The sequence below is a fragment of the Streptomyces sp. NPDC005774 genome (assembly GCF_042871645.1).
GTDB classification, from domain to species: Bacteria; Actinomycetota; Actinomycetes; order Streptomycetales; family Streptomycetaceae; genus Streptomyces; species Streptomyces pratens.
Window position 1 is genome coordinate 148,668 of sequence record NZ_JBIAIV010000012.1, and the last position, 23,912, is coordinate 172,579.

Consider the following 23,912-nt stretch of genomic DNA (forward strand, 5'->3'; position numbering starts at 1 on the left):
GCGGGTCACCGATTCAGGTCTGTGGCCAGTGGGTTTGTCCAGTGTCGGTGTCGAGGAGCACCTTGCGGGCCAGGCTGTAGCGGGCCTGCTCGGGCAGCGCCTCGCCCTTGGCGTTCCGTTCCGTCCGTGACCTTCTCTACCTGGTAGTAGAGAGCGACGCAGGGGGCAGGCCACAGCCGTTTACCACCGTTGCTGAACGGTTCCAGCATCTTGCTGATGACCAGTGGCTTGTAGGGCAGCACCGTCGCCCCCGCCGCGGCCCGTTCGCGGAGCAGGCGGTCCTGGCTGTCCCAGGCCCTGGCCCGCACCCGCATGTCCGACCCCAGATCGCGCAGGGACACCGCGAGTACGGCCGTGACGCACACACACAGGAGCACGGCACCCGCGGCTACCGGCCCTGTGCCACGGCGGTACCGGCGTACCGTCAGGTTCCCGAGGAGACCGCCCGCGCCGACGAGCAGGAGGAGCAGCGGGAACAGGTAGTCGTTCCTCAGCCTGTTGGCGGTCGCAACCGAGGGGCCGAACGCCGGATAGGCGATCACCGTGCATACGTATCCGGAGAACAGCAGAGCTACTGGGCCGGCCACCAGAAGCAGGGGCACCCTGTAATCGGGCCGGGGAACGCCACCGTCCGCGCGGCGGACGAGTACCCCGATCAGCACACCCACCGCGATCACGCCGACGTACTGCCGGTTCGTCACCAGGGTATGGAGGACATGCGTATACCCCTGCAGCGAAGCGGAGAGCGATTCGGGCGCGAACATGGAGTCCGTGTGGTGACGTGTGCGCCGGTTTCGTGAGCCGGGCGAGGTGAGGAGCACGGCGGTGCCGACGAGGATGCCCGCACCGGCAGTGGCGCACCACGCCCGTACGAAACCGAGCTGTCCTGCCGGGAAGAGCCGGCGGCCCAGCAGCAGGACCAGGGCGAGGAGGATCAGAGCGACCACGGAGGTCTCCTCCGACAGTGTGCCCATGACGCCCCCGATGACGAATACGGACGCGACGGCGGCGACCTTTCCGCGCCGCGTGGTCGCCAGCAGGGCCGGGATCGTGGCCGCGGCCGCCAGTACGGGCGGAAAGGTGTGAGAAACCGACGAGGCCGGCCAGAAGAAGGTCTTGTACGTGTTCGTGGAGGCGAAGCAGAAGACGGCCAGAACCATGGCCGCCGAGAACAGCGGGACACCCCGGGGCACCCGCCACCCGGCGCGTCGCAGCAGCGCCACCGCCCACACCCACAGGAGGACCAGCATCAGGGCCGCGCTGATCCCCGCGTACCACTGCTGACCTGCCACGCCGAACGTGGCGTAGGAGGCGATGAGCAGGCCGTTGGCGATCCGTCCGTTGTCCGTGGAGTAGAACCGGTCCACCAGGGCCATGAAGCCTTCGTCGCGTACGAGGGGCAGGAAGCACCACTCGTCAGCACTCGGGCGTACCCAGCGTGCGAACCATGAGGCTCCGCCCAAAAGCGCCAGCGGAACGAGGGACAGCAAGGCCATACCCGTCGGGACGAGGCGCAGGGAGGAGAGGGCCGATTTCCCCCTGCTCCCGTGCCCGCTCCCGTCCGTACCGGTCTCCCCGGCGGGCCGCGCGGGCGCCGGGTGCTCCCCGACGTCCGAGCGAACGGCGTCAACCGAGGGCGGGGTCGTCCTGTTCCACCTCGGCAGGACCGTTCGGAGTCGTGCCCGCAGTGGCTGCCGGCCGCCGACCGGAGTTGATGGCCCAGCGGGCGAGCAGGAAGGTGACCGGCGTGACCAGGACCCCGGCGGCAAGTGCGGCGACATTTTTGTCCATTTCGAGTCGGCTGACGGCCACATAGAGAAGCGCGCCGGAGACCACGAGGTTGAAGCCGCTGGACAGCGGATACCGGAGAAACGCGCGCCAGGTCGGACGGGTCCGGACGGTGAGGCAGGAATTGAGCAGGAAGGAACCGACGACACTGACCGCGTATCCGAGGACATGCGCCGCGAGATACGGGATCCATTGGTTCAGGGTGGCGTAGACGGCCAGATATACGGCGGTGTTGACGAAGCCGATCGCCACGAAGGTGGCGAACTGCCGTGCCGTCGCGGGACGGCCTTTCGGATGAGTGACCGATCCGTGCTGCGGAGGACAGAGCCTCGGGGCGGGGCGCTCGTCGGTTTCCCGGACCACGAAGGAGGGGCGGCGTTTCACCTCGTGGTAGATGCGACCGACGTATTCACCGATGATCCCCAGGGTGATCAGCTGGATTCCGCCCAGCCCCACCACCGCCATCAGCAGCGTTGCGTAGCCGGGCACTGCGACCCCGTGGAGAGCCACGTCGAAGGCGGCCCACACCGCGTAGACGAGAGCGGCAAGAAAGCACCAGAAGCCCGCGTAGATGGCCAGCCGCAGGGGTCGGTTGTTGAAGGAAAGCAGCCCGTCGATGCCGTAGTTGAGCAGATGGCGGCTTCCCCACTTCGAGCTGCCCGCGAGCCGCTGGGCGTTCTGGTAGGTGAAACTGGCCGTCGTGAAACCGATCCAGGAGAAGATCCCCTTCGAGAACCGGTTGGTCTCCGGCAGTGACAGCACCGCTTCCACCGCCTGGCGTGACAGCAGCCTGAAATCCCCGGCGCCGTCGAGCACCTCCACATCCATGAGGCGGCGCACCAGAGCGTAGTAGCCGCGGCTCAGCACGGTGCGCGCCGCACCCTCCCCGTCGCGGTTCCGCCGGGGGATCACCTGGTCGTACCCCCGCCCGTGGAGTTCGAGCATCTGCGGGATGAGCTCCGGGGGATGCTGCAGATCCGCGTCCATGAGGACCACCGCCTGCCCCCGGGACATGCGCAGGCCGGCGAGCATCGCGGCCTCCTTGCCGAAGTTCCTGCTGAGCACCGTGTACCTGACGTGCCCGTCACCGGCACCGAGGCCACCGATGATGTCCCGCGTGCGGTCGGTACTGCCGTCGTCCACATAGCAGATCTCGTAGTCGAGCCCGGACGGGCCGAGAACATCCCCGACAGCCGCGTGGAACCTCTCGATGACGGCAGCCTCGTTGAAGCACGGTACGACCACGGAAAGCTGAGGACTCGCCAAACCAGTCTCCTGACCGAGCACGCCTGGGCGGTCCTTTCCGCCGCACGGTGGTGAGATGGTTGTCCCTGACACGGGCAGGGACAACCATCCCAGAAGCATTCGACCGTATTCACCGGCCCGGAAACGCAATCACACGACTACACGCCTGCGGATGACCCGTTTGGCCTTGTCGGGCGGCGTGGTGGACATGGTGTTGTCGCCGACGGGGAACACACGCGTCGGATCGCACGGCCCTGCCGTGTCGGCGGCGCAGCCGGCTCTCGACGACGGAGAACCGGACGCCGGCCGGACGGAGGAAAAAGAGTGGTAAGGGAACGACAGAGTGGTGAATGACGCGGCTGATCCCCGGAACGGGAAATCCAGCGGGCACCAATGGTCCCGGGCAGCTCTGGTCGCCCTGGGCGGTGCATTGGTCTTTGCGTCTGCGGGCGACATGTCACCGCCCGCAGGCGCAACGGCGCCCGAGATCGGGCACCCGATTGCCGCAGGTGTCGACAGTGACGGAGCACGGACGGGTTGCACCCGCACCATGGTGGGAGTCGCCCACGAGGACGATGACCTCCTCTTCATCAGCCCGCGTGTCGCGCAATTGGTGGAGCGGAGGTGCCCGGTACAGGTGGTCTACCTGACGTCCGGCAATGACGGACGCCCCGTCGGGGCGGGCACTTTCACCGCCCGTCGTGAGGCTGGCGTGCAACGGGCCTACGCGCGGCTGGCCCGGGCAGCGGGGAGCTGGACATCCGACCCCTTGCGGGTGGGCCCGGAACGCATTCCTTCTTTTGTTCTCCGCAGTGACGGCGACAAGGTCCGCCTGACTTTCTTCCGGCTGCCGGACGGGCTTCCGCGGGGCGGAGGCAGTGCACTCGACAGACATCGAAGCCTCCTCCGCCTGTTCCGAGGGGAGATCACCGGCATCGACGCGCTGGACTCCTCCCGCAGCTACGACGAAAAGCATCTGGTCGCTGCACTGTCGACAATAATGGAGCAGTGGAAAGCGGACGACGTCCTCACGCTTGACTTCGACAACGTGAAATTCGGCGGACCGAGGGTAAAAGGAGCGGACCACAGTGATCACGGAATTTCCGCACGCTATTTCCGCAGTGCCGCATACGCGTTGCGGATCAGGCCACGGGTGAGTTCGTACGTGGGCTACCCAATTTCTCTTCTGCCGGCCAACCTTGACGCCGGGCAACGCGAATCCAAGAGCACCGGCCTCGTCCCCTACGTGGAAACGGCGCGATGTACGTCGCTGTACTGCCCACGCCTAGACACCATCATCGATACCTACTGGAGCTGGCTCGCCCGGGAGTACCCGAGGCGGCACCGTGCCCCGAAGCAGGGAGAGATCCTCACGGACATCGGCATGGCGCCTGCACGCGGTGCGACAGAGCTGTGTCTGGACTCCGCCCGGGACGCCTCCAGGGTGAGTACCCGCCCGTGCGACGGTTCCGCGCGCCAGAAGTGGGAGTTCGCGCCGGACGGGACCGTCCGGCCGACCGGCTCCCCGCAATGCCTCACCGGCAGGCCCGGTCTCGGTCTTGCCGCCTGTTCCGGCAAGGCGGAGCAGACCTGGCTGCGGGACGGACACGGCCGCCTGAAGGCCGCAGACCGCTGCCTGACCCAGGACGACATGGCCCGGCCCTCACCCCGCCTGCACATGAGCGCCTGTGACCCGTACCGGCCGGAAGTCGTGTGGCACTGGTGAACCCGACAGGAGCCATCCGCAGCCCGAACCCGCTACGCAACAACGGGAGCGGGGACGGGAGGACCGCCGAATGGACGGGCGAGGACCGACTCTCCACCTCGGCGGTCGATCACGGATCGGCGGGGCCGTGAAACTGCCCCGAGGCAGGAGTAGCGGTCCGCACCAGGATGAAGCGCATGATGACCGCCGGACTCCTGGAGCCAGGATCGGCGATCATGCAAGCGAAAACGGAGCGGCAACCCTCGCCGCATGATTGGACCACGTCCGCGATCCGCAGGCGAGCGTCGCACATGTCCCGTGAGTCCCACCCCGTACCCGCTGGGGAAACCCGACGAATCGCTCCTACGGGAGGTCTGGTCGCTCCGCTGTGACTGGTTCCGCGACTACAACTCGCCGCGAAAGTTGCCGGACGGACCACCCGGCGCCTGACCGCTGCCCGGCCGCCACCGCCGGCCGGCGAGCCCGGCGCGTACGGCCGCCCACATCGGGCCCCACTCCCGGCGTACGAGGATGGCTGCGGCTCTCATCGGACGGTTCCTCGAAGGCCGCTGTGCGACGGGCCGGGGGCTTTGGGCGAGCGCTGCGCACGGCCCGACGGCAGCGGCTCGGTCCTCCGGGGGCGCGGAAGGGAAGCGTGCGCCGCGCGGCGGAGAGCGAGGGCCGTTTTCTCACTGTGCGGGGAACCGGGCCCGGTGTCCGGCCGGAACAGACCGAGTACCGGCGGGGCCTGGGGGACGTCTCCCTCGTCCGCCCGTGGGACACGTTCGCTGATCACCAGGTCAGCGTGGCACCACAGCGGAAATATGGGGTGCATCCACGACCGCGTGTGGAGACCTGGCCCGGGTCGATGGGGGTCGTGCCACTGTCTATGGCAGATGGGGGACCCCGACGCCAAAGCTGCAAAGCCGGCAATTGGCTCCATTCACACCCGCACGGGAAATGAATCTTAGGTAAGACGTGTCACCTACCTGGTTTTCGGTGCGTAACCATGGGCCTCATCGAATGTTCCACTGACTCTGCAGCGAAAGCCTCAACGAGTGCATTCCGGTCATTCCACCTTACGGTGTGCACATGAACGGTCGCGAGACACCAGTGCACCGCCGCAGCGCCCTGCGCTCGGGCGCCGGGGCGCTCCTGGCAGGCGTACTCACCGCAGGCTGTACGGACAACCGTGGCACCGCTCATGCTCCCTCTGCCCACGATGACCCGCCTTCCCGTGCGCGGAAGGTCCCGGGCACCGTACGCCCCGCACCGGGTCCCCACCGCTTCCCCGGCCGCCCGGTCCAGATCGAGTACGGCCCCCGCAACCGTGCCCGCGTAGCCCTCACCTTCCACGGCCAGGGCGACCCCGCCCTCGCCCGCACCGTCCTCGCCGAAGCCGAACGGACCGGAGCCCGGCTCACCGTCCTGGCCGTCGGCAGCTGGCTCGACGACCACCCCGCCATGGCCCGCCGGATCCTCGACGGCGGCCACGACCTCGGCAACCACACCCAGAGCCACCTCGACATCTCCACGATGGACGAGACGCAGGCGTACGCCGAGATCACCGGCTGTGCCGAACGCCTGCGCCGCCTCACCGGCTCCATCGGCACCTGGTTCCGCCCGTCGCGCACCCGGTACGCCACCCCGCTCGTCCAGCGCCTCGCCGGCCGGGCCGGCTACCCGCACGTCCTCTCCTACGACGTGGACTCCCTCGACTTCACCTCTCCGGGCGTCGCCGCCGTCACCCACAAGGTCGCCGGCGAACTGCGTAACGGGTCCGTGGTCAGCCTGCACTTCGGCTACCCGGACACGGTTGCCGCACTGCCCTTCCTGCTCACCGAAATCAGCCGGCGCCGACTGCGCGCGGTGACGGCCACGGAGCTGCTGACCTGATGCTTCCCTACCCGCGCACCACCGCCGCCGCCCTGCTCGCGGGCGTGCTCGTCGCCGCACTGACCGCCTGCGCCGGCGGCGAAGACCGGCCCGCGCAGTCCCGCACCGAGGCCGCGGCGCCGACCGAGCCCGGGCGGGCCAAGCCCTCGCCGGGACTGCCCGGGATGCCGCCCGTGCCCGACCCGAAGGACATCTACGCGGCCGACCGGGCGGGAAAGCTCGCACCGGCGGTCAAAGACTTCCCGTCCCGGGTGTACGTCCCCAACAGCGGCTCCCACACGGTGTCGGTGATCGACCCGTCGACGTACAAGGTCATCGAGACCATCCCCGTCGGCAACCAGCCGCAGCATGTCGTCCCGTCCTGGGATATGAAGACCCTCTGGGTCAACAACAACCTCGGCGACAGCCTCACGGCCATCGACCCGGCCACCGGGAAGACCGGCCGCACCGTGGAGGTCTCCGACCCGTACAACCTCTACTTCACCCCGAACGGTAAGTACGCCGTCGTCATGGCCTCGATGGACCGGGAACTGGCCTTCCGTGACCCGAAGACCATGGACCGGGCCAAGACCGTCCCGGTGAGCTGCGCGGGCGTCAACCACGCCGACTTCACGGCGGACGGACGGTACTTCATCGTCTCCTGCGAGTTCTCCGGCGAACTCCTCAAGGTCGACACGGAGAAGATGAAGGTCGTGGGACAGCAGAAGCTGCCGATGCAGGGCGCGATGCCGCAGGACGTCAAACTCTCGCCTGACGGCAAGACCTTCTACATCGCCGACATGATGGCGCACGGCATGTGGGTGCTCGACGCCGAGAAGTTCACCACCCCGAAACTGCTGCCCACCGGCAAGGGCTGCCACGGGCTCTACATCAGCCGCGACTCCAGGCGGATGTACGTCACCAACCGGGACGAGGGATCGGTCTCCGTCTTCGACTTCGCAGCCGACAAGCTGACCGAGAAGTGGCACCTGCCCGACGGCGGCAGCCCCGACATGGGCGGAGTGTCCGCGGACGGCAAGGTGCTGTGGCTGTCCGGGCGTTACGACGCCGAGGTGTACGCGATCGACACCACCAGCGGCAAGCAGCTGGCCAGGATCCCGGTCGGCAGCGGGCCTCACGGGCTGGCCGTCTACCCGCAGCCCGGCCGCTACTCGCTCGGCCACACCGGCGTCTTCCGCTGACCACACCCCACCCCACCCCACCCTCGGCAGCGGCCGGCCCGGTCCACCGGGCTGTTCCACAAGGACGGCGCCGCCGCGGCACCCGGGACGTCCCGCGCGCCGCGGCTGCCAGGGTTCGTGCACGTGACTCGGCCATGCCACCATGACCGGCCGCCGCACGGTCACCGCACGCTCCAGAAAATCTGACCACATCGGCAACGCTTGACGAGGGGCGGAACAGCGGCGGACATCGAGTCGGCACGCAAGGCATTCGAGCGGTTCGACCAGAACGGCGACGGCCTGATAACGGCGACCGAATACGAGAGCGCGATGGCGGCGAGAGCACAGCCCTCCACGCACGTAGGACGGGTCTGTGCACGTCCCTCTGGACGGTTCGACGGACGGGATGGACGGGATGGACGGAAATACGGAGCACCTCGAAGGCGAGGCCGGCAGTCCCGGGAGCGCGCTGAGTCGCAGACGCTTCCTGGGAGCCGCCACCGTGGCAGGTGCCTGCGCCGCCGGTACGTCGCTGAGCGGCTGCGACGCACCGGCGAGCGGGGATCCCGGGGCTTCGATCGGGCCGTCCGAGCGTTCCCGGCAAGGCGACCCCGACTGGCGTCTGCGTGCGACGGGCCGGCCCGAGAGTGTCGTCGGCTACACCGACAAGTCGAGTGTCCTGCCGGGGGAAGGGTTCGGGCTGTACGTCTCGACCGCCTCCCCCGGTTTCCGCGTTTCGGCGTACCGGGTCGGCTGGTACGGCGGTGCACAGGCCAGGCTGGTCTGGCGCTCCGAAACGATGGACGGCCGGGTCCAGGGCGCGTCGCACCTGATCTCCGCCACGCGTACGGTGCGAGCCGGATGGGAGCGGACGGCCGAGGTGCGCACCGACGGCTGGCCGGAGGGCGCCTACCTGCTGCGGCTGGACGCTTCGAGCGGCCCGCAGCGGTACGTTCCCCTGATCGTCCGTTCCCGGAGCGCCGCGGGCAAGACCTTGCTGATCCATGCGCCCGCTACCTGGCAGGCGTACAACCTCTGGGGCGGTTACAGCCTCTACGAGGGTGCCGACGGCCAGTACCGGACGCGTGCGCTCGCTGTCTCCTTCGACCGACCCTACGACGGCGACGGCGCCGAGAAGTTCCTGGTGTACGAGCGAGCCGCGGTGGTCCTGGCGGAACGGTCGGGCATTCCTCTGGCGTACACGACCGGCATCGACATCCACTTCGCCCCCTCAGTGCTGGAGGGCGCCACGGCGGCCGTGTCCCTCGGCCACGACGAGTACTGGACGCCGGAACAGCGGCAGTACCTGTCCCGGGCCCGCGACGCCGGAACGAATCTGGCCTTCCTCGGCGCCAACACCTGCTTCCGCCGTATCAGACTGGAGGGCGGGCTCAAGGGGGAGGGCCGCACGGTGGTCTGCTACAAGTCCGACTACCGGGCCGATCCGCTCCACCCGGATCGGCCCGCGCTGGTGACCACCGATTTCCGCAGCGCTCCCGCCGCCGCGCCTGAATCCCTCCTGACCGGGGTCCTCTACGAGGGCTATCCCACGGACGCCCCCTACGTTGTCCACAACGCAGAGCACTGGCTCTTCGCGGGTACCGGCGTGAAGCGGGGCGACTCCTTCCCTCACCTGGTCGGCGTGGAGTACGACCGAGTCACCCCCGGAGCGCTCCCGCGAGCGCCGATCGAGATCGTCGCCCACTCCCCTCTCGTGTGCAACGGCCAAAACAGCCACTCCGACTCGGCGTACTACACCGTGCCCAGTGGCGCCGGTGTGTTCGCGTCGGGGACGATGCGGTGGGTCGAGGCGCTGATGGCCGGTACCGGGGACAACGGGAGGAACCACGGCATGGACGCCCGTACCGGGGCCTTCGTGACCCGCACGACCGAGAACCTGCTCCGTGCTTTCACCGAGGGGCCGGCTGCGAAGACGAGGCCTGCACCCAGGGACAACGTGGGGGAGGTCTACGGCCTGCCTTGAGGCGTCCAGCCGCAAGGGGCACTGTCACGTTGGTGGGGTGTTGATCGATTGAGGGCGTGCAGGGGCCGGGGCACTGGGTCCGGCTCAGTCGGATGCCGAGCAGCCGGGAGGCGGTCACGGCGGTGACCGCGAGGCCGGCGGCGAGCGCCGAGCCCACCGCGTAGAGCGGGATGGAGCGCGGTGCGACGATCTGGAAGAGGAAACCGATCCCGTCGAGGGCGAGGCCGGCGAGACAGCGCCACTGGCGCAGGACGGACGACAGCGACGCTGGGTCGAGGCCGGAGCCGGTACCGGTTCCGCAGTGCGCGTGGCGACGGCCTGCAGGGCGGAGGCCGTTCCGTAGCAGATCGCCGTGGCGGGAGCGCAGATCATCCCGAGGAGCACAGGCACTGCAGATCGGCGCAACTCACCGACAACGCCGCGAAGCGCGCATATGACTCTTTCAGCTCCTATCGTCACATCCATGGGACGTGCTCGGCCGGGTCGGCAGGCAGGGAGCGATCGAGGGAGCCGGTCGCGGCGTTGCTACCTGTCGGCGGTCTGGTATCTGCGGGTCGTGACGTTCGTCAACTTCCTGGCCGCGGTATGGGTCTCGTTCGGCAACGACATCCGGCGGCACAACGACGACGAGTTCTTCACGCCCTATCTGCTGACGGCGGGGTTCTTCTCCGGCTCCGTCTCGCTCTTCCTGGCCGTCACCATGCGGCGTCGCAAGCGCGCGGCATGGATCCTCAATCTCGTGCTCGCCGGTCTGACTCTGGCTCTGAGCGCCCTGGCGATGGGACTGCCGGTTTACCGGCAGCACGCCCAGAACTGGTTCTCGGTGTTCCTCACCGCGCTCTTCGTCGCCGCTCTGCTCGGCGGGCGGCGCGAGTTCCACGCGAAGGGCGACCGGTCCAATCCGAAACTGGCGGCTTCGGTCGCTGTGGGGGGATTCCTGACGTGTTCGCTGCTTGCCGCCGCGCTGGTCACGGTGACCAACACCGACCCGGACGCCGGGCGCTCCGCCTTCCCGCAGCGGTGGCACTACGGGGTGCTTCGCATGGTCTCCCTCGCCTACGACGACATCCACTACGGGGCCATCACCACTCCCAGGTGGGCCAATGTGCTGATCAACATCATGAGCACGGCGCTGGTCCTGCTGGTCCTGTATGCGGCGTTCCGCTCCCGACGGGCTGTCGACGCCATGACCGGGGAAGACTGGCGAGGTCTGCGCGCGCTGCTGGAGCGGCACGGGGAGCGCGACTCCCTGGGGTACTTCGCGCTGCGGCGCGACAAGAGCGTCGTCTGGTCCCCCTCGGGCAAGTCCGCCGTCACCTACCGGGTGGTGAGCGGGGTGTCACTGGCGTCCGGCGACCCGATCGGCGACCCGGAGGCGTGGCCGGGGGCGATCGACCGCTGGCTCGCCCAGGCCCGGGAGCACGGATGGGCCCCGGCCGTGATCGGCGCGAGCGAGGAGGGCGGCACGGTCTACGCCCGGCATGGCCTGAACGCCTTGGAACTGGGCGACGAGGCGATTGTCGACCTCGGTGAGTTCACCCTCGAAGGCCGCGCCATGCGCGGTGTGCGCCAGGCTTACCACCGTATCGAGCGGGCGGGTTATGCCGTCCGGGTCCGCCGTCACGAGGACATCCCGCCACAGGAGATGGCCGAGCTGATCCGGCTCGCGGACGACTGGCGCGACGGTGAGACGGAACGCGGCTTCTCCATGGCGCTGGGCCGCCTCGGCGACCCGCAGGACGGCCGCTGCGTGATGGTGCTCTGTTGCGACGGGGAACGTCCGCGCGGCCTGCTCAGCTTCGTGCCCTGGGGCGACGAAGGGCTGTCCCTGGACCTGATGCGCCGGGACCGCGACTCCGAGAACGGCCTCTTCGAATTCATGGTGCTGAAGCTGATCCAGCACGCCGGGGAGTTCGGAATCCGTCAGATCTCCCTGAACTTCGCGATGTTCCGCTCCGTCTTCGAGCGCGGTTCTCGGCTCGGTGCCGGACCGGTGCTGCGCCTGTGGCGCTCGTTGCTCAGCTTCTTCTCCCGCTGGTGGCAGATCGAGTCGCTGTACCGCGCCAACGCCAAGTACCGGCCCATCTGGGAACCGCGGTACCTGCTCTTCGAGAAGAGCGCCGACCTGCTGCGCATCACCGTGGCGAGCGCCCGCGCCGAGGGTTTCCTCGAAGCACCGGGGCTGCCGAAATGGCTCAACCGGCAGCGCATGAGGAGTACGGACCCCGGGCCGTAGCCGGTTCCGGGCCCCGGATGCCGGTTTTGGGCCGACGCGACGGGGATTCGGGGTGTGTATCCGGTGCCGTGGTGCCACGCTGACCTGGTGATCGGCGAACGTGTCCCACGGGCGGACGAGGGAGACGTCCCCCAGGCCCCGCCGGTACTCGGTCTGTTCCGGCCGGACACCGGGCCCGGTTCCCCGCACAGTGAGAAAACGGCCCTCGCTCTCCGCCGCGCGGCGCACGCTTCCCTTCCGCGCCCCCGGAGGACCGAGCCGCTGCCGTCGGGCCGTGCGCAGCGCTCGCCCAAAGCCCCCGGCCCGTCGCACAGCGGCCTTCGAGGAACCGTCCGGTGAGAGCCGCAGCCATCCTCGTACGCCGGGAGTGGGGCCCGATGTGGGCGGCCGTACGCGCCGGGCTCGCCGGCCGAGGGTGGCGGGCGATTCCACTGACGCTCACCGCTCTCTGCCTCATCGTCCTCTTCCAGGTGGCGCAGCATCAGCGGAACCGGTACTGGGGCTACGGGCTCGTTCAGGACATCGGCTTCGTACGGGCGGCCGACCCCTGGTGGCTCGCGTTGGCGCGTACCCCCCTGTCGCTGTTCGTACCGGCCGCCGACCTACCGGTGTGGGGCGCGCTGGCACAGGTACTGCTGGTCTTCGGGATCGCGGAGATCACGCTGGGCCGACGACGGACGCTGCTCATCGCCTACGTCTGCACGCTGGCCGGCGTCCTGTACACCCGGATCGGCGTCGCGATCGGCCCGGACGGGGCGCTCGGACTCCCGGCAGCCGACGCCCAGGCCGTCGACACCGGCCCGTCGGGCGCGGTCGTCGGCCTCGCGATCTTCCTCTGCCTGCGCTTCCGCGCCTGGTGCACCGGGACCCTGGTGGTCGTGTTGATGGTCGGTGAGGTGGTCGGCAAACCCAATCTCGCGAGCAAGGAGCACCTGGTGGCGATCGTGGCAGCGTTGGCGGTGTCCGCATTCTCGGGGTTCTCGGCACTGCGGCGTCGGCGCCTGTCAGCCGGCGGTGGGGACGGCGACGCGGGCCGGTCCGGGGCGCCACCGGCCGGGACCTGATTCCCCTGCCGGACGGCGCCCGGCCCGGCCACGCCGGGCTGGGAGAACCGCGAGCCCTACGCCTGTCGGGACTCCGTTCGGAGCAAGTTCTGCCGTGCCGGAGTGCTCGGGCGGGTGCCGGGAAAGGGAGAAGGGGGTCAGCGGGATGCGCCAGAACGACTGCGCGTCCTGTCCTCACCGGAGCGAGGTTGCGTGTCAGATGCCGACGTCCGCCACGCCTGAGGTGTTACCGAAGTCGGGTCTCCGGCGAGACATCGGGCTGATCGGCCTCATCTGGACCTCCGTGGGGTCCATCATCGGCTCCGGCTGGCTGTTCGGCGCGTTGTTCGCCGCGCAGGCGGCCGGGACCGCCGCCCTTGTCTCCTGGGGGATCGGGGCACTGGCGATCACTGTTCTGGCTTTCGTCCACGCGGAACTGGGGGCCATGTATCCGGTCGCGGGAGGCACCGCGCGCTTCCCGCACTACGCCTTCGGCAGCGTGGCCGGGGCCTCCTTCGGCTGGTTCTCCTGGCTGCAGGCCGTCGCCACGGCCCCGATCGAGGTCATGGCATCGCTGAACTACCTCAGCGTCCACGCCGACTGGGTACAGACGGGGGAGAACCAGCTGACTGCCGCCGGATACGGGCTGGCCGTCGCCTTCATGGCCTTCTTCGTCCTCGTCAACTTCTTCGGCATCCGCTGGCTCGCCCACACCAACAGCCTGGCCACCTGGTGGAAGATCGCCGTCCCCGTGCTCACCATCGTCGTCCTGGCGGGGACCACCTTCCACGGGAGTAATTTCGGCCACCAGGGCTTCGCCCCGTTCGGCGTCCAGGGTGTGCTCTCCGCCGTCAGTACCGGCGGGATCATCTTCGCGCTCCTCGGCTTCGAACAGGCGGACCAACTGGCGGGGGAGAGCCGCAACCCGGCACGGGACATTCCTCGGGCGGTGATCGGCTCGATCGTCGTCGGCTCTCTCCTCTACCTGGCGCTCCAGGCAGTCTTCATCGGGGCGCTGCCGCAGGGCTCCTTCGCCCATGGCTGGGCCGATCTGTCCTTCACCGACAAGGCGGGGCCGTTCGCCGGACTGGCTCTGTCCGCCGGGCTGGGCTGGCTCTCCGCGCTGATCTACATCGACGCGGTCGTCTCACCGACCGGCACGGGCCTGATCTACAGCACCGCCGCCTCCCGGGTGTCGTACGGTCTCTCCCGCAACGGCTATGTGCCCGCGGTCTTCGAACGGACCACCGCGCGCGGGGTTCCCTGGTTCGGTCTGCTCTTCGCCTTCGCCGTCGGGCTCATCGTCTTCCTGCCGTTCCCCACCTGGCAGAAGCTGGTCGGCTTCGTCACCTCCGCCAGCGTGCTGATGTACGCGGGCGCGCCGCTCGCCTTCGGGTGTCTGCGCAGGCAGGACCCGGGCCGGCGCCGTCCGTACCGCCTTGCGGGCGGTATGTTCTGGGCGCCCGTCGCCTTCATCGTGTCCAACCTGATCATCTACTGGGCGGGCTGGGACACTCTGTGGCGGCTCGGTCTGGCGATCGTGCTCGGCTATGTGCTGCTGGGCGCCTCGGCGCTGCTCGGGCAGGATTCGAGGGTCCCGCACCTGGACTGGCGCTCCGCGCAGTGGCTGCCGGCGTATCTGGTGGGCCTGGGCCTGATCTCCTGGCAAGGTGGCTACTGCAGCGGCGGGCCTGCCTCGTCGGTGTCCTGCGGCGCGACCGGAGCCCTGCCCTTGTGGTGGGACATGGCGATCATCGCGGTGTTCAGTCTGCTGATCTACTTCTGGGCGCAGTCGGTCCGTCTCACCGACGAGGAGAGCCAGGAGTACATCGGGTCGGTCGACGCACTGCCCGGCCGCTGACCCGAGGCCGCGGACGGCCCCGGCATCCTCGTACGGGTGTGCCCCGCGTGGTCGTCGGCCCTGCCCCGGCTCTTCGCCACGCCCTGGCCTACAGTCCTTCCCGTGTCCTTGGGGATGGTGTGCGCACTCGCTTCGGCCTGCTGCTTCGGCACAGCCTCCGTCCTCCAGGCCATCGCCGCACGCGCCGTGGAAACCGGCTCCGGCTCCGGCGTCGACCCTGTGCTGCTGGTGCGCGCTCTGCGCCAGTGGCGCTATGCCGCCGGTCTGTCTCTCGACGGCCTCGGGTTCCTTCTCCAGATCATCGCCTTGCGGTCGATTCCCCTCTACGCGGTGGGCGCCTCTCTCGCCGCCAGCCTCGCGGTCACAGCCGTGATCGCCGCCTGGCTCCTCGACGCCCGGCTGGCCATCGCCGAATGGGCCGCGGTGGCCACCGTCTGCGCGGGGCTGGCGATAATCGCCCTCGCCTCCGGACCGGAGGGAAACCGCGCCGGACCGGCCGCCCTGCGCTGGTCCCTGCTCGGCGCCGTCCTCGTCGTACTCCTGGTCGGCGCGCTCGCGGGGCGGCTTCCGGACGGGCCGCGAGCGCTGCTGCTGGGTCTCGGCGCGGGCACGGGCTTCGGTGTGGTCGAGGTCGCGGTCCGGCTGATCGACTCCCTCACGGTCCCCCGGGTCTTCGGCAACCCCGCCCTCTACGCACTGCTGCTCGGCGGGGCAGCAGGGTTTCTCCTGCTCACCTCGGCGTTACAGCGCGGCTCGGTGACCGTGGCGACAGCGGGCATGGTCCTGGCGGAAACCGCCGGGCCCGCCATGATAGGCATCATCTGGCTGGGCGACCGGCCCCGCGAAGGTCTCCAGTGGCTGGCCGTCACGGGATTCGTGGCGGCGGTGACGGGAGCGCTGATCCTGACACGATTCGGCGGCGCGGCGACCGAGGGCACGAGACGGCCATGAGCCGCCGACACGGAGGCGGCACCCCGCAGACGCGGGTGGGGACGGTGTCCGCCGTCCCCACCCGCCCCAGCGCCAGTAGGGTGCTGTCACGTTGTTGGGTTTGCAGGTGCCTGACGGTGCGTCGTGGCACGGTGGAGCCCGCGGTCCGGGCCTGGGCTCAGGCCGTGGTGGGCCGGCCGGCAGCGCTGGTGATCTGGTCCCGGATGGCGAAGCGGACGGTTGTCTCGGCTCGGTAGTCGAGTGTGGTCATCAGGTGGCGGCGGGGTCGGAAGTGGGGTGAGATGCCGCCGAACGCGGCCAGGAACCGCTGCGCTCCGCCGACGCTGCGGAAGCCCTTCATGGCGCGTGCGCGCCGCCGGGTGGGCTGGTGGCTGTTCTCGGCCCGGTTGTTCAGGTATTTCGAGGCGCGGTGCTCGACCGAGGGCATGACCTCGCGGTGGGCCGCGCCGCAGGAGCGGAGCTTGTCGGTGACCACCACCCGCGGCACGTACTCCAGGCCCTTCGAGGGCCGGCGGAAGAACCGCGCGGCGGCACGGGTGTCGCGCTTGGACTGGACGAGGACGTCCAGCCCGTTCCCGTGCTGGTCCACCGCCCGCCACAGGTGCTGCCGCTGTCCGCTGAGCATGAGGAAAACCTCCTCCAGGTGCCACGTGCCACCCGGCCGCGGCCGGCGGCGGCGCAGCTCATTCGCACAGATCCGGCCGAACTTGGCGCACCACCGCCGGAGCGTCTCGTAGGAGACGACCACACCGCGCTCGAGCATCCGCTCCTCGGCCTCGCGGAACGACGGCGGGAAGCGGTGGTACCGCCCCGCGCAGTGGGAGACGATCTCGACCGGGTACCGGTGCCCCTTGTACGGCGGCGACGCGGCACCCGCGAGCAACCCCTTCCCGGAGCGATCAACCTGAAGGTCACCCAACGGGAGCTCCCCAACGTGACAGTGCCGGCGCAGCTTCAGGTACTGCGGCGCGAGCTCCGCACGAAGAACGGCACCGACAACAGGAGCAGGGCTCCTTCGACAGCCAGGCTGACCAGCCCGAGCGGTTCCGTCCAATTGCCGACGTCATCGCTGTAGTCGGGCAGTCCCGGCCCCCTGGAGAGGATGTAGCCCAGCAGGGGGCCGACGGCGACCCCGGCTGCCAGCAGCCACCCCAGCCGGACGGGGCCGATGAGGAGCAGCACGGCGGTCACCACGGCCGCGATCTCCAGGACGTGGTAGGCGACGCCGACGTAGTAGGGGTCCCTCGTTGCCGTGATGCCGCCTTGGTCCACGACATGGATGGCGGCCACCATAAGACACAGCAGAGCTCCCGCCCACCTGGCCACCCAGGTAGCCTCCGGCACCATCGCGGTGTGGTGTGACATGCGGAGGTACCTTCTCCCTTCCTCAGCAGCGCGTCCCTACCGCGCCGCGATCCCATCTGCCCGGTTGACTCCAGAACAGAAACGCGCCACATCTGTGTCAGATCCCAGCCTCAGCGGGTGGCTGCTCGCCGTCGCCCCCAACAGAGCAGACGAGTGACACGGAAGAGGTACCGTTACGGACGGCGCTCCTCCACCAGCAGCCCGGATGTCCACGGCATTGGGACTTCGCAGTCCGGCGCTGTCACGTTGGCTGACCGGGTGGGACGATCTTCGGGTTGGTCTCGCTGGGAGGGATCGTTCGTGGACAGCGCGCCGCCGTCGCACAAGGGCCACCGGTACCCGGTCGAGATCATCTCCCACTGCGTGTGGCGGTACCACCGCTTCCCGCTGTCGTACCGCGAGGCCGAGGAGCGGATGCTCGAGCGCGGCGTGGTCGTCTCCTACGAGACGCTCCGGCGGTGGTGCGCCAAGTTCGGGCAGCAGTACGCCAACGCGCTGTGCCGCAGGCAGCCCCGGCCGGGGGACACGTGGCACCTGGACGAGGTCTTCATCACGATCAATGGCGAGCTGAAGTACCTGTGGCGGGCCGTCGACCAGGACGGGACGGTGCTGGACATCCTCGTGCAGGACCGCCGGGACACCGCCGCGGCCAGGCGGTTCTTCCGCCGCCTGATGAAAAAGATGTCAATCCGCTGGAAGCGTAGAGACCTTCCTTGCGCGGCTTGATCCTTCTGATGGTGCTTGGCGCGTGCTTCGTTGATGGTTCGTTCGAACTCGATGGACGCCAGGCCGGCAGCGCCGCTGTGGCGTCGGCGCGGATTGTGGAAGCCCGTGATCCGGGTGGCGATCTTCAGGCGGGCCTCGGCCCGGGTGGCGAAGCGGTGCCGGTGGATGTACTCGACCTTGATCAGCGAGTTGAACGACTCGGCTGCGGCGTTGTCGAGGGCTGATCCCACCCGTCCCATGGACTGCACCACGCCCAGCCTGTCGCACAGGTTGTGGTACGCCTCGCTGGTGCACTCCCTCGCTTCCCCGGTCGCTGTGAAAGATCACGCCGTCGACCTGGCCGCCTCGGGTAGCTGCCGCCATCTGCAGTGACGCTCCGACCAGGCCCGCGTCGTGGTGGGCGCCCATCGCCTAGCCCAGCAGGCGGCGCGAGAAGAGGTCCAGGACGGTGGCGAGGTAGAGCTTGCCCTCCCCGGTCTCGATCTCGGCCACGGTATTCACCGAGATCTGCCAGCCCTCGGCCCACAGGTCCAACGTGATCCGCTGCGAGCCGTAGGTGCCGCCCGACTCGCGGAAGAAGTGCGTGATCCGCTCCTGCAATCTCATGCTCCTGACCTCGCGTTTCGTCGGCTCAGCCGGGCGGCGGCGCCACTTGTAGAACCACGCCTCGGACACGCCCAGCGCGCGGCACGAGAGGGTGTGCGCGGCGCTGGCGGCGGTATGGCTTGCGGCGACGGCGACGCGCCGCCTGGTGGCATGGAGGCAGCGGTGACAAGGCTGACGGGCAACGCCCTACGAGTGACGATCTTCATCAGTGAGAACGACGTCTGGCATCACAAGCCGCTGTACAGCGAGATCGTGCACCGCGCGCACAAGGCCAGCCTGGCCGGCGCCTCGGTGTTCCGCGGCCTGGAGGGCTTCGGCGCCTCCTCGCTGATCCACACCTCGCGGCTGTTGTCGCTGAGCGAGGACCTGCCGGTGACAATCGTGATCGTGGACACCGAGGACCGGGTGCGGGACTTCCTGCCGCAGCTGAACGAACTGGTCGAGTCGGGGCTGGTGATCCTCGACGAGTGCGAGGGCATCCGATACGTTGGCCGGGAGAAGAAGGCCTGAACTGGCTGTTCGCCGTCATCGGGGCCATGGTGGGCGCTCCTCTGCGGTATCCGACCGACCGGGCGGTGCAGAAACGGCACGACACTGTCTTCCCGTAGGACACCTTCACCGTGAACGTGCTCGGCTGCCTGACCCTGGGCCTGCTCGCCGACGCGGCGGTGGCCGGAGCCGCTCCGTCGCAGGTGCAGTTGTTGCTGGGCACCGGATTCTGCGGGGCGCTGACGACGCACTCCACGTTTTCGTACGAAACGCTGCGGCTGGCCGAGGGCGGGGCAAGGTTCTTCGCCGCCGCCAATGTGATCGCCAGCGTGGTGGCAGGCCTCGGGGCGGTGTTCCTCGGGGTGTCCTTCGCGGAGGCGCTGTGGGCGTGAACCCGGCGGCTCCCGAGGAGCAGGAGGCGGAGCGGCCGACGCGGATGGGACCGTGGCGGTTCGTGGTCTGGTTCGGGACCGTCAGCCTGCTCGCCGACTTCGTGTACGAGGGCGCCCGCTCGATCACCGGCCCGCTGCTGGCCTCACTGGGCGCGTCTGCCCTGGTCGTCGGCGTGGTCACGGGCGCGGGAGAGGCCGCCGCACTGGGACTGCGGCTGATCTCCGGCCCGCTGGCCGACCGCACCCGCCGCTTCTGGGGGCTGGCGATCTCCGGGTACGCGCTGACGGTCGTGTCGGTGCCGTTGCTGGGCGTGGCCGGGGTGCTGTGGGCGGCCTGCGTGCTGGTGGTCACTGAACGGGTCGGCAAGGCGGTGCGCTCACCGGCCAAGGACACACTGCTCTCGCACGCCACCGCCGCCACCGGGCGGGGCCGCGGCTTCGCCGTGCATGAGGCGATGGACCAGATCGGTGCACTGGTCGGTCCCCTGCTCGTGGCCGGCGTTCTCGCGCTTACGGGGAACGACTACGGCCCCGCGCTGGGTGTCCTCGCCGTCCCCGGCCTCGCCGTGCTGCTCCTGCTGTTCTGGCTGCGGGCCCGGGTTCCGGACCCCGGAGCCTACGAACGGGAGGTGGAAGCCTCGGCAGCCACGCCGCCGGTTGCGCAGGACGGGCGGTTGCCGAGGGCGTTTTGGACCTATGCCGGGTTCACGGCGGCCACCACGACCGGCTTCGCGACCTTTGGGGTGCTCTCGTACCACCTGGTTGAGCGGCATCTGCTGGGCGCCGCGTGGGTGCCGGTGCTGTATGCGGCGGTGATGGCCGTGGACGCACTGGCGGCGCTGGCCACGGGGTGGCTGTACGACCGCTACGGCGCCCGGGTGTTGATTGCGCTGCCGGTGCTGACCGCGGGCGTGGTGGCACTGGCGTTCACCGACACGCTCGCGATCGCGGTGGTCGGGTCACTCGTGTGGGGCGCGGCCATGGGCATTCAGGAGTCCACCTTGCGCGCCATGGTGGCGGACCTGGTGCCCAGCGGGCGCCGGGCGACCGCGTACGGACTGTTCGCCGGTGTCGTCGGAGCGGCGAGCCTGGCCGGTGGCGCCCTGACGGGTGGGCTGTACGGCTACTCGATCCCCATGCTGATCACAGTGGTCGTCGCCATCCAGGTCTTCGCCGTCGTGCTGCTGGCCGTCACACGGGTCACCCGCCGCTGACACGACAGGGCTCTCGCCGTCAGCGACTCGGTCCGCAGGGCAGGGACGGCTCGGCGCTGGCGATCTCGATGAGCCGGTTGTACTTGGCGACGCGTTCACCGCGGGCGGGGGCGCCGGATTTGAGCCGGCCGCAACCGGCGCCGATGAGGAGGTCGGCGATGAAGGCGCCCTCGGTCTCGCCGGAGCGGTGGGAGACCACCTGGGCATAGCCGTGCCCTTGCCGATAGCGACTTCGGCTGGTCAGGGTGACGTTGGATGTTCGAGGATCAGGCCGGTGCCCGCTATGAAGCCGTCGAGGGGTCGGGCCGGTATTGCAGGCGCTCGAGCCGGTTGCGTACGAGGGCCTCGAGCCGGTCGAGAGCGACGACGGCGAGGTTGCCCAGGCTGCGGCGTTTGCCCCTGCCCGCGGGGTGGGTGCGCAGGCGGTGGCACAGCCGAATCCGGGAACCGGGCCGCATCACCATCACTCCGGCCACCGACAGGCGCCCCGAGCGTCGCCCGCTGACCGTCACGACCGGGGTGCGGCCGCGCCGGCCCCAGGGTCGTGGACCTTGTCGACGAAGTACGGGTCCGTCGACAGCCCGCACGTCTCCGAGCGGTGTGATTGCAGGCCGAACGCCCGCCAGATCCGCGACACGGTCGACTGCGAGAGCCCCGACTCCTTGGCCATCGCCCTCGTCGACCAGTGGGTGGCGTTCTTCGGCGTGGTCTCCAGCGTCCTCTTGACCAGGGCTTCGACCTGGTCGCCGGTGACCGTCCTGGGTCCGCCCGAACGGGGCATGTCACCCGGCCCGGCGGTCCGGTGCTCGACGAACCGTGCTCGCCCCGCCCCACCGCATGCGGTGTCGAATCCAGCTGAGCAGCAACGTCCTTGTTCGACGCGCCGGTGGCGCAGGCCAGGATGATCCGGCACCGCAAGGCCCACGCCTGCGGAGTCGAACGGCGCTGCACCCACCCCTCCAGCGCAGCCCGCTCCTCATCCGACAGCGTCAACTCGGCCTTTGGCCGTCCGGAGCGTACGGACAGTCACCCAAATCTGTCTGCCAGCACCGGGCCGTGATCACAAAAACAGGCGGCTCAGGAAGCAAGTACTCAGTCCAGCTCGGGCATGTGACCCGACTCCAGCATCTGCAGGGCGCGTGACGCGTCGAACGGCAGGATCGTCACCGCGACGTGCGGCAGCTGCCCCAGCGCCCTTGCCATCGTCTCGCCGGTGCCCCGGTGGAGGAGCTTGCCGAGTGCGTTGGTGTACATCCGCCGTGGCACGAGTACCGTCAGCGATGTCTCCCCGTCCTGTGTGGTGCGGAGGGCCAGTTCCCTCATCGCGTGCCGCAGCCGGCGGTCCGGGCAGGCCACCAGTTCCAGCTCGACCGAGGTCGCGGATGTCGACTCCCAGACGGCGGACAGCCGTCGTGCGTGCGCCTCGTCGATCGCGAAGTGCACCGCCTGGACCCTGTCGGACCGCAGCTCGTGTGCGTACCGCAGGGCCTTCAGCGTGGCCAGGTCCAGCGTCTCGACGAGGACGAACACCTGGTGACGTCGCGCACGCGGCCGGTCCGCGCCCTCAGGGAGCCGCTGCAGAGCGGCGGCCTCGTGCCGGTATTCGCGGTTGATCCTGATCAGCGCCCACACCCCGAGTGGGAAGACCACGACGACCAGCCAGGCGCCCTCGGTGAACTTGGTGATCGCGAAGATCAGCACGACGGCCGCGGAGATAATCGCCGCAAGGGTGTTGACCGTGATCTTCACCCGGCGCAGTGGCTCGCGTCGGCGCAGGTGGTAGGCGGTGAGACCGGACCCGGCCATGGTGAAGGCGGTGAACACGCCGATCGCGTACAGGGCCACCAGCTTGTCCACGCTGGCACCCGTCACGAGCAGCAGGGCCAGCGAGAGAGCAGTGAGCGCGATGATGCCGTTGGAGAACGCCAGCCGGTGCCCGCGCCGGGTCAGCAGCCGCGGCAGGAACCGGTCCTCCGCGACGAAGCTGGCCAGGAACGGGAAGCCGGTGAAGGGCGTGTTGGCGCCGGTGTAGAGGACCAGCGCGGTCGCCAGCTGGACGAAGACCAATCCGATCGTCCCCGCCGTGCCGTTTCCGAAAGCGAGCCGTGCCTCCTGCGCGATGACGGTCGGGGTGCCATCGGTATACGGGACGGCGTGGGTGTAGTGCGCCAGGGTGGAGACACCCAGCACCAGGACAGCGAGCACACAGCTCATGGCGACAAGGGTGCGCCGGGCATTGCGGCCCTGCGGTTCACGGAAGGCGGAGATGCCGTTCGAGATCGCTTCGAGCCCGGTGAGGGACGACCCGCCGTTGGCGAAGGAACGCAGCACGATGAAGAGCGAGGCGCCATAGAGCCATCCGTCGCCGGGAGTCCCCAGCGGCACGACACCGGGGGCCTCCAGGTCGGCGTGCGGCAGCTCGCCCGTCAGTCCGCGTACCGCCGCCACGAGGAGGACGAGACCGATGGCGGCCATGAAGAGGTAGGCAGGCAGCGCGAACATCCGGCCCGCCTCGCGGACTCCGCGCAGATTCCCGTACGCGAGCAGAACGATCACCATCACAGAGACCGGCAGCTGCAGATGGTCCAGGCCCGTCCAGCCGTTGCCGACCAGGTGAGCAAGCGAAATCAGAGCGTTGGTGCCGGCCGAGACCTGGACGGCGACGGTGACGATGTAGTCGACGAGCAGGGCCACGGCGGCGACCTGCGCTACGTCCGGCCCGAAATTCTCCCGGGCGACTACGTAGGAGCCGCCGGCCCGGGTGTAGATGGTGACGACATCGCTGTAGCAGAGCGTCAGAAGCAGCAAGACCAGCAGGATCGCACCGGTCACCGGCATGACCATGGTGAAGGCGGCTGCTCCGACGACGGGCACAAGGACACGGAGCATCTCCTCGGAGCCGTACGCCGACGAGCTGATGCAGTCGGACGCAAGCACCCCGAGCGCAGTCCGGTTGCCCAGTTTCTCCTCGCTGACACGTTCCGTGGTGAGCGGCTTGCCAAGGAGGCGTCGCTTGACGCGGTACATCGGCCGGTCGAGGGTCATGCCGCTATCAGAACGGGCGTTTGCTTCAGGACTGGGCAGGCACCACCGGCAGGCACTCGCACGGAGTCGCCTCGGTCAGGGGAGACCGGATTGGTCAGATCATCGTCGCCCACGGGCGCCGGATCGATTCCACACGGCGGCTGCCCGGCACGGCCAGGAGAGACAGGGCACTGGTGGAGCGGGGCGGCGGGCTTCGTTGGCGGTCA

At 69.2% G+C, this 23,912-nt stretch carries 19 protein-coding genes and 5 pseudogenes; 12 read left to right on the top strand and 12 right to left on the bottom strand.

Features of this window, described 5'->3' with window-relative positions:
- Positions 1-5 precede the first annotated feature (5 nt).
- Positions 6-1,496: a DUF6056 family protein gene (locus ACFYQA_RS14400; RefSeq protein WP_388916446.1), complete on the bottom strand. Its 1,491-nt coding sequence runs from the start codon at positions 1,494-1,496 to the stop codon at positions 6-8.
- A 130-nt stretch (positions 1,497-1,626) separates the two neighbouring features.
- Positions 1,627-3,054, bottom strand: coding sequence for a glycosyltransferase (locus tag ACFYQA_RS14405; protein WP_388916449.1), 1,428 nt, complete (start codon positions 3,052-3,054; stop codon positions 1,627-1,629).
- Between the two features lie 322 nt (positions 3,055-3,376).
- Here ACFYQA_RS14405 and ACFYQA_RS14410 point away from each other — a divergent pair, with 322 nt between their 5' ends.
- Complete coding sequence (locus ACFYQA_RS14410) at positions 3,377-4,759, top strand: ricin-type beta-trefoil lectin domain protein (RefSeq protein WP_388916452.1); 1,383 nt, start codon at positions 3,377-3,379, stop codon at positions 4,757-4,759.
- Between the two features lie 383 nt (positions 4,760-5,142).
- Here the strand turns inward: ACFYQA_RS14410 and ACFYQA_RS14415 are convergent, their stop codons facing one another.
- Entirely contained in the window at positions 5,143-5,286 is a 144-nt protein-coding gene (locus tag ACFYQA_RS14415) for a hypothetical protein (RefSeq protein WP_388916455.1), read from the bottom strand.
- 544 nt (positions 5,287-5,830) lie between these two features.
- On the opposite strand from ACFYQA_RS14415, the gene ACFYQA_RS14420 reads away from it, so the two are divergent.
- The 3 genes from ACFYQA_RS14420 (at position 5,831) to ACFYQA_RS14430 (ending at position 9,778) form a co-directional block, all read left to right on the top strand.
- Positions 5,831-6,634, top strand: a complete 804-nt coding sequence (locus ACFYQA_RS14420) for a polysaccharide deacetylase family protein (protein WP_388916458.1) — start codon at positions 5,831-5,833, stop codon at positions 6,632-6,634.
- Positions 6,634-7,815, top strand: a complete 1,182-nt coding sequence (locus tag ACFYQA_RS14425) for a hypothetical protein (protein ID WP_388916461.1) — start codon at positions 6,634-6,636, stop codon at positions 7,813-7,815. The genes ACFYQA_RS14420 and ACFYQA_RS14425 overlap by 1 nt, the downstream gene beginning before the upstream one ends.
- Positions 7,816-8,209: 394 nt before the next feature.
- The gene (locus ACFYQA_RS14430) at positions 8,210-9,778 is read left to right on the top strand and encodes a N,N-dimethylformamidase beta subunit family domain-containing protein (protein WP_388916463.1); all 1,569 of its coding nucleotides are present in this window, start codon (positions 8,210-8,212) and stop codon (positions 9,776-9,778) included.
- Between the two features lie 73 nt (positions 9,779-9,851).
- Here the strand turns inward: ACFYQA_RS14430 and ACFYQA_RS14435 are convergent.
- A pseudogene (locus ACFYQA_RS14435) lies at positions 9,852-10,150 on the bottom strand (hypothetical protein); the annotation flags it as partial.
- A 91-nt stretch (positions 10,151-10,241) separates the two neighbouring features.
- Here ACFYQA_RS14435 and ACFYQA_RS14440 point away from each other — a divergent pair.
- The 4 genes from ACFYQA_RS14440 (at position 10,242) to ACFYQA_RS14455 (ending at position 15,869) form a co-directional block, all read left to right on the top strand.
- Positions 10,242-12,014 carry a phosphatidylglycerol lysyltransferase domain-containing protein gene (locus ACFYQA_RS14440; protein ID WP_388916466.1) on the top strand — a complete coding sequence of 591 codons (1,773 nt, stop codon included), beginning with the start codon at positions 10,242-10,244 and terminating at the stop codon, positions 12,012-12,014.
- 335 nt (positions 12,015-12,349) lie between these two features.
- Positions 12,350-13,078: a hypothetical protein gene (locus ACFYQA_RS14445; protein WP_388916469.1), complete on the top strand. Its 729-nt coding sequence runs from the start codon at positions 12,350-12,352 to the stop codon at positions 13,076-13,078.
- Between the two features lie 199 nt (positions 13,079-13,277).
- A complete protein-coding gene (locus ACFYQA_RS14450) occupies positions 13,278-14,918 on the top strand; it encodes an APC family permease (RefSeq protein ID WP_388916472.1) in 1,641 nt (546 codons plus the stop codon).
- Between the two features lie 114 nt (positions 14,919-15,032).
- The gene (locus tag ACFYQA_RS14455; RefSeq protein ID WP_388916530.1) at positions 15,033-15,869 is read left to right on the top strand and encodes a hypothetical protein; all 837 of its coding nucleotides are present in this window, start codon (positions 15,033-15,035) and stop codon (positions 15,867-15,869) included.
- Positions 15,870-16,026: 157 nt separating this feature from the next.
- On the opposite strand, the gene ACFYQA_RS14460 is transcribed toward ACFYQA_RS14455, so the two are convergent.
- Positions 16,027-16,788 (bottom strand): IS6 family transposase, encoded by a 762-nt coding sequence (locus tag ACFYQA_RS14460; RefSeq protein ID WP_388916475.1) that lies wholly within the window; start codon positions 16,786-16,788, stop codon positions 16,027-16,029.
- A gap of 35 nt (positions 16,789-16,823) precedes the next feature.
- Entirely contained in the window at positions 16,824-17,234 is a 411-nt protein-coding gene (locus tag ACFYQA_RS14465) for a hypothetical protein (RefSeq protein WP_388916478.1), read from the bottom strand.
- Positions 17,235-17,534: 300 nt separating this feature from the next.
- On the opposite strand from ACFYQA_RS14465, the pseudogene ACFYQA_RS14470 reads away from it, so the two are divergent.
- Positions 17,535-17,915 (top strand): annotated as a pseudogene (locus tag ACFYQA_RS14470) (IS6 family transposase); the annotation flags it as partial.
- Positions 17,916-18,091: 176 nt separating this feature from the next.
- Here the strand turns inward: ACFYQA_RS14470 and ACFYQA_RS14475 are convergent.
- Positions 18,092-18,199 (bottom strand): annotated as a pseudogene (locus tag ACFYQA_RS14475) (hypothetical protein); the annotation flags it as partial.
- Positions 18,200-18,371: 172 nt separating this feature from the next.
- Entirely contained in the window at positions 18,372-18,566 is a 195-nt protein-coding gene (locus ACFYQA_RS14480) for an IS3 family transposase (RefSeq protein WP_388916481.1), read from the bottom strand.
- 162 nt (positions 18,567-18,728) lie between these two features.
- Between ACFYQA_RS14480 and ACFYQA_RS14485 the strand changes: the two genes are divergently transcribed.
- From ACFYQA_RS14485 to ACFYQA_RS14495, 3 genes and pseudogenes are all read left to right on the top strand, one after another.
- Positions 18,729-19,076 (top strand): DUF190 domain-containing protein, encoded by a 348-nt coding sequence (locus tag ACFYQA_RS14485; protein ID WP_388916484.1) that lies wholly within the window; start codon positions 18,729-18,731, stop codon positions 19,074-19,076.
- Positions 19,073-19,447: pseudogene (crcB, locus tag ACFYQA_RS14490) on the top strand (fluoride efflux transporter CrcB). Before ACFYQA_RS14485 ends, crcB begins: the two are co-directional and overlap by 4 nt.
- Entirely contained in the window at positions 19,438-20,661 is a 1,224-nt protein-coding gene (locus ACFYQA_RS14495; protein WP_388916487.1) for an MFS transporter, read from the top strand. Before crcB ends, ACFYQA_RS14495 begins: the two are co-directional and overlap by 10 nt.
- A gap of 19 nt (positions 20,662-20,680) precedes the next feature.
- On the opposite strand, the pseudogene ACFYQA_RS14500 reads toward ACFYQA_RS14495, so the two are convergent.
- The 4 genes and pseudogenes from ACFYQA_RS14500 to ACFYQA_RS14515 form a co-directional block, all read right to left on the bottom strand.
- Positions 20,681-20,872, bottom strand: a pseudogene (locus ACFYQA_RS14500) (phosphopyruvate hydratase); the annotation flags it as partial.
- Positions 20,873-20,942: 70 nt separating this feature from the next.
- Positions 20,943-21,173, bottom strand: coding sequence for a hypothetical protein (locus ACFYQA_RS14505; RefSeq protein WP_388916490.1), 231 nt, complete (start codon positions 21,171-21,173; stop codon positions 20,943-20,945).
- The gene (locus ACFYQA_RS14510) at positions 21,170-21,442 is read right to left on the bottom strand and encodes a hypothetical protein (protein ID WP_388916493.1); all 273 of its coding nucleotides are present in this window, start codon (positions 21,440-21,442) and stop codon (positions 21,170-21,172) included. Before ACFYQA_RS14510 ends, ACFYQA_RS14505 begins: the two co-directional genes overlap by 4 nt.
- Before the next feature lie 311 nt (positions 21,443-21,753).
- Positions 21,754-23,706 carry an APC family permease gene (locus ACFYQA_RS14515; protein WP_388916496.1) on the bottom strand — a complete coding sequence of 651 codons (1,953 nt, stop codon included), beginning with the start codon at positions 23,704-23,706 and terminating at the stop codon, positions 21,754-21,756.
- Positions 23,707-23,912: the final 206 nt, after the last annotated feature.

Bases quoted from the DNA above. Each gene is read 5' to 3' on its own strand.
- ACFYQA_RS14510 (WP_388916493.1), bottom strand. From the start codon at position 21,442: ATGCCCCGTTCGGGCGGACCCAGGACGGTCACCGGCGACCAGGTCGAA.
- ACFYQA_RS14415 (WP_388916455.1), bottom strand. From the start codon at position 5,286: ATGAGAGCCGCAGCCATCCTCGTACGCCGGGAGTGGGGCCCGATGTGG.
- ACFYQA_RS14440 (WP_388916466.1), top strand. From the start codon at position 10,242: ATGGGACGTGCTCGGCCGGGTCGGCAGGCAGGGAGCGATCGAGGGAGC.
- ACFYQA_RS14515 (WP_388916496.1), bottom strand. From the start codon at position 23,706: ATGACCCTCGACCGGCCGATGTACCGCGTCAAGCGACGCCTCCTTGGC.
- ACFYQA_RS14450 (WP_388916472.1), top strand. From the start codon at position 13,278: ATGCCGACGTCCGCCACGCCTGAGGTGTTACCGAAGTCGGGTCTCCGG.
- ACFYQA_RS14480 (WP_388916481.1), bottom strand. From the start codon at position 18,566: ATGAGATTGCAGGAGCGGATCACGCACTTCTTCCGCGAGTCGGGCGGC.
- ACFYQA_RS14430 (WP_388916463.1), top strand. From the start codon at position 8,210: ATGGACGGAAATACGGAGCACCTCGAAGGCGAGGCCGGCAGTCCCGGG.
- ACFYQA_RS14420 (WP_388916458.1), top strand. From the start codon at position 5,831: ATGAACGGTCGCGAGACACCAGTGCACCGCCGCAGCGCCCTGCGCTCG.
- ACFYQA_RS14425 (WP_388916461.1), top strand. From the start codon at position 6,634: ATGCTTCCCTACCCGCGCACCACCGCCGCCGCCCTGCTCGCGGGCGTG.
- ACFYQA_RS14455 (WP_388916530.1), top strand. From the start codon at position 15,033: ATGGTGTGCGCACTCGCTTCGGCCTGCTGCTTCGGCACAGCCTCCGTC.
- ACFYQA_RS14400 (WP_388916446.1), bottom strand. From the start codon at position 1,496: ATGGCCTTGCTGTCCCTCGTTCCGCTGGCGCTTTTGGGCGGAGCCTCA.
- ACFYQA_RS14465 (WP_388916478.1), bottom strand. From the start codon at position 17,234: ATGTCACACCACACCGCGATGGTGCCGGAGGCTACCTGGGTGGCCAGG.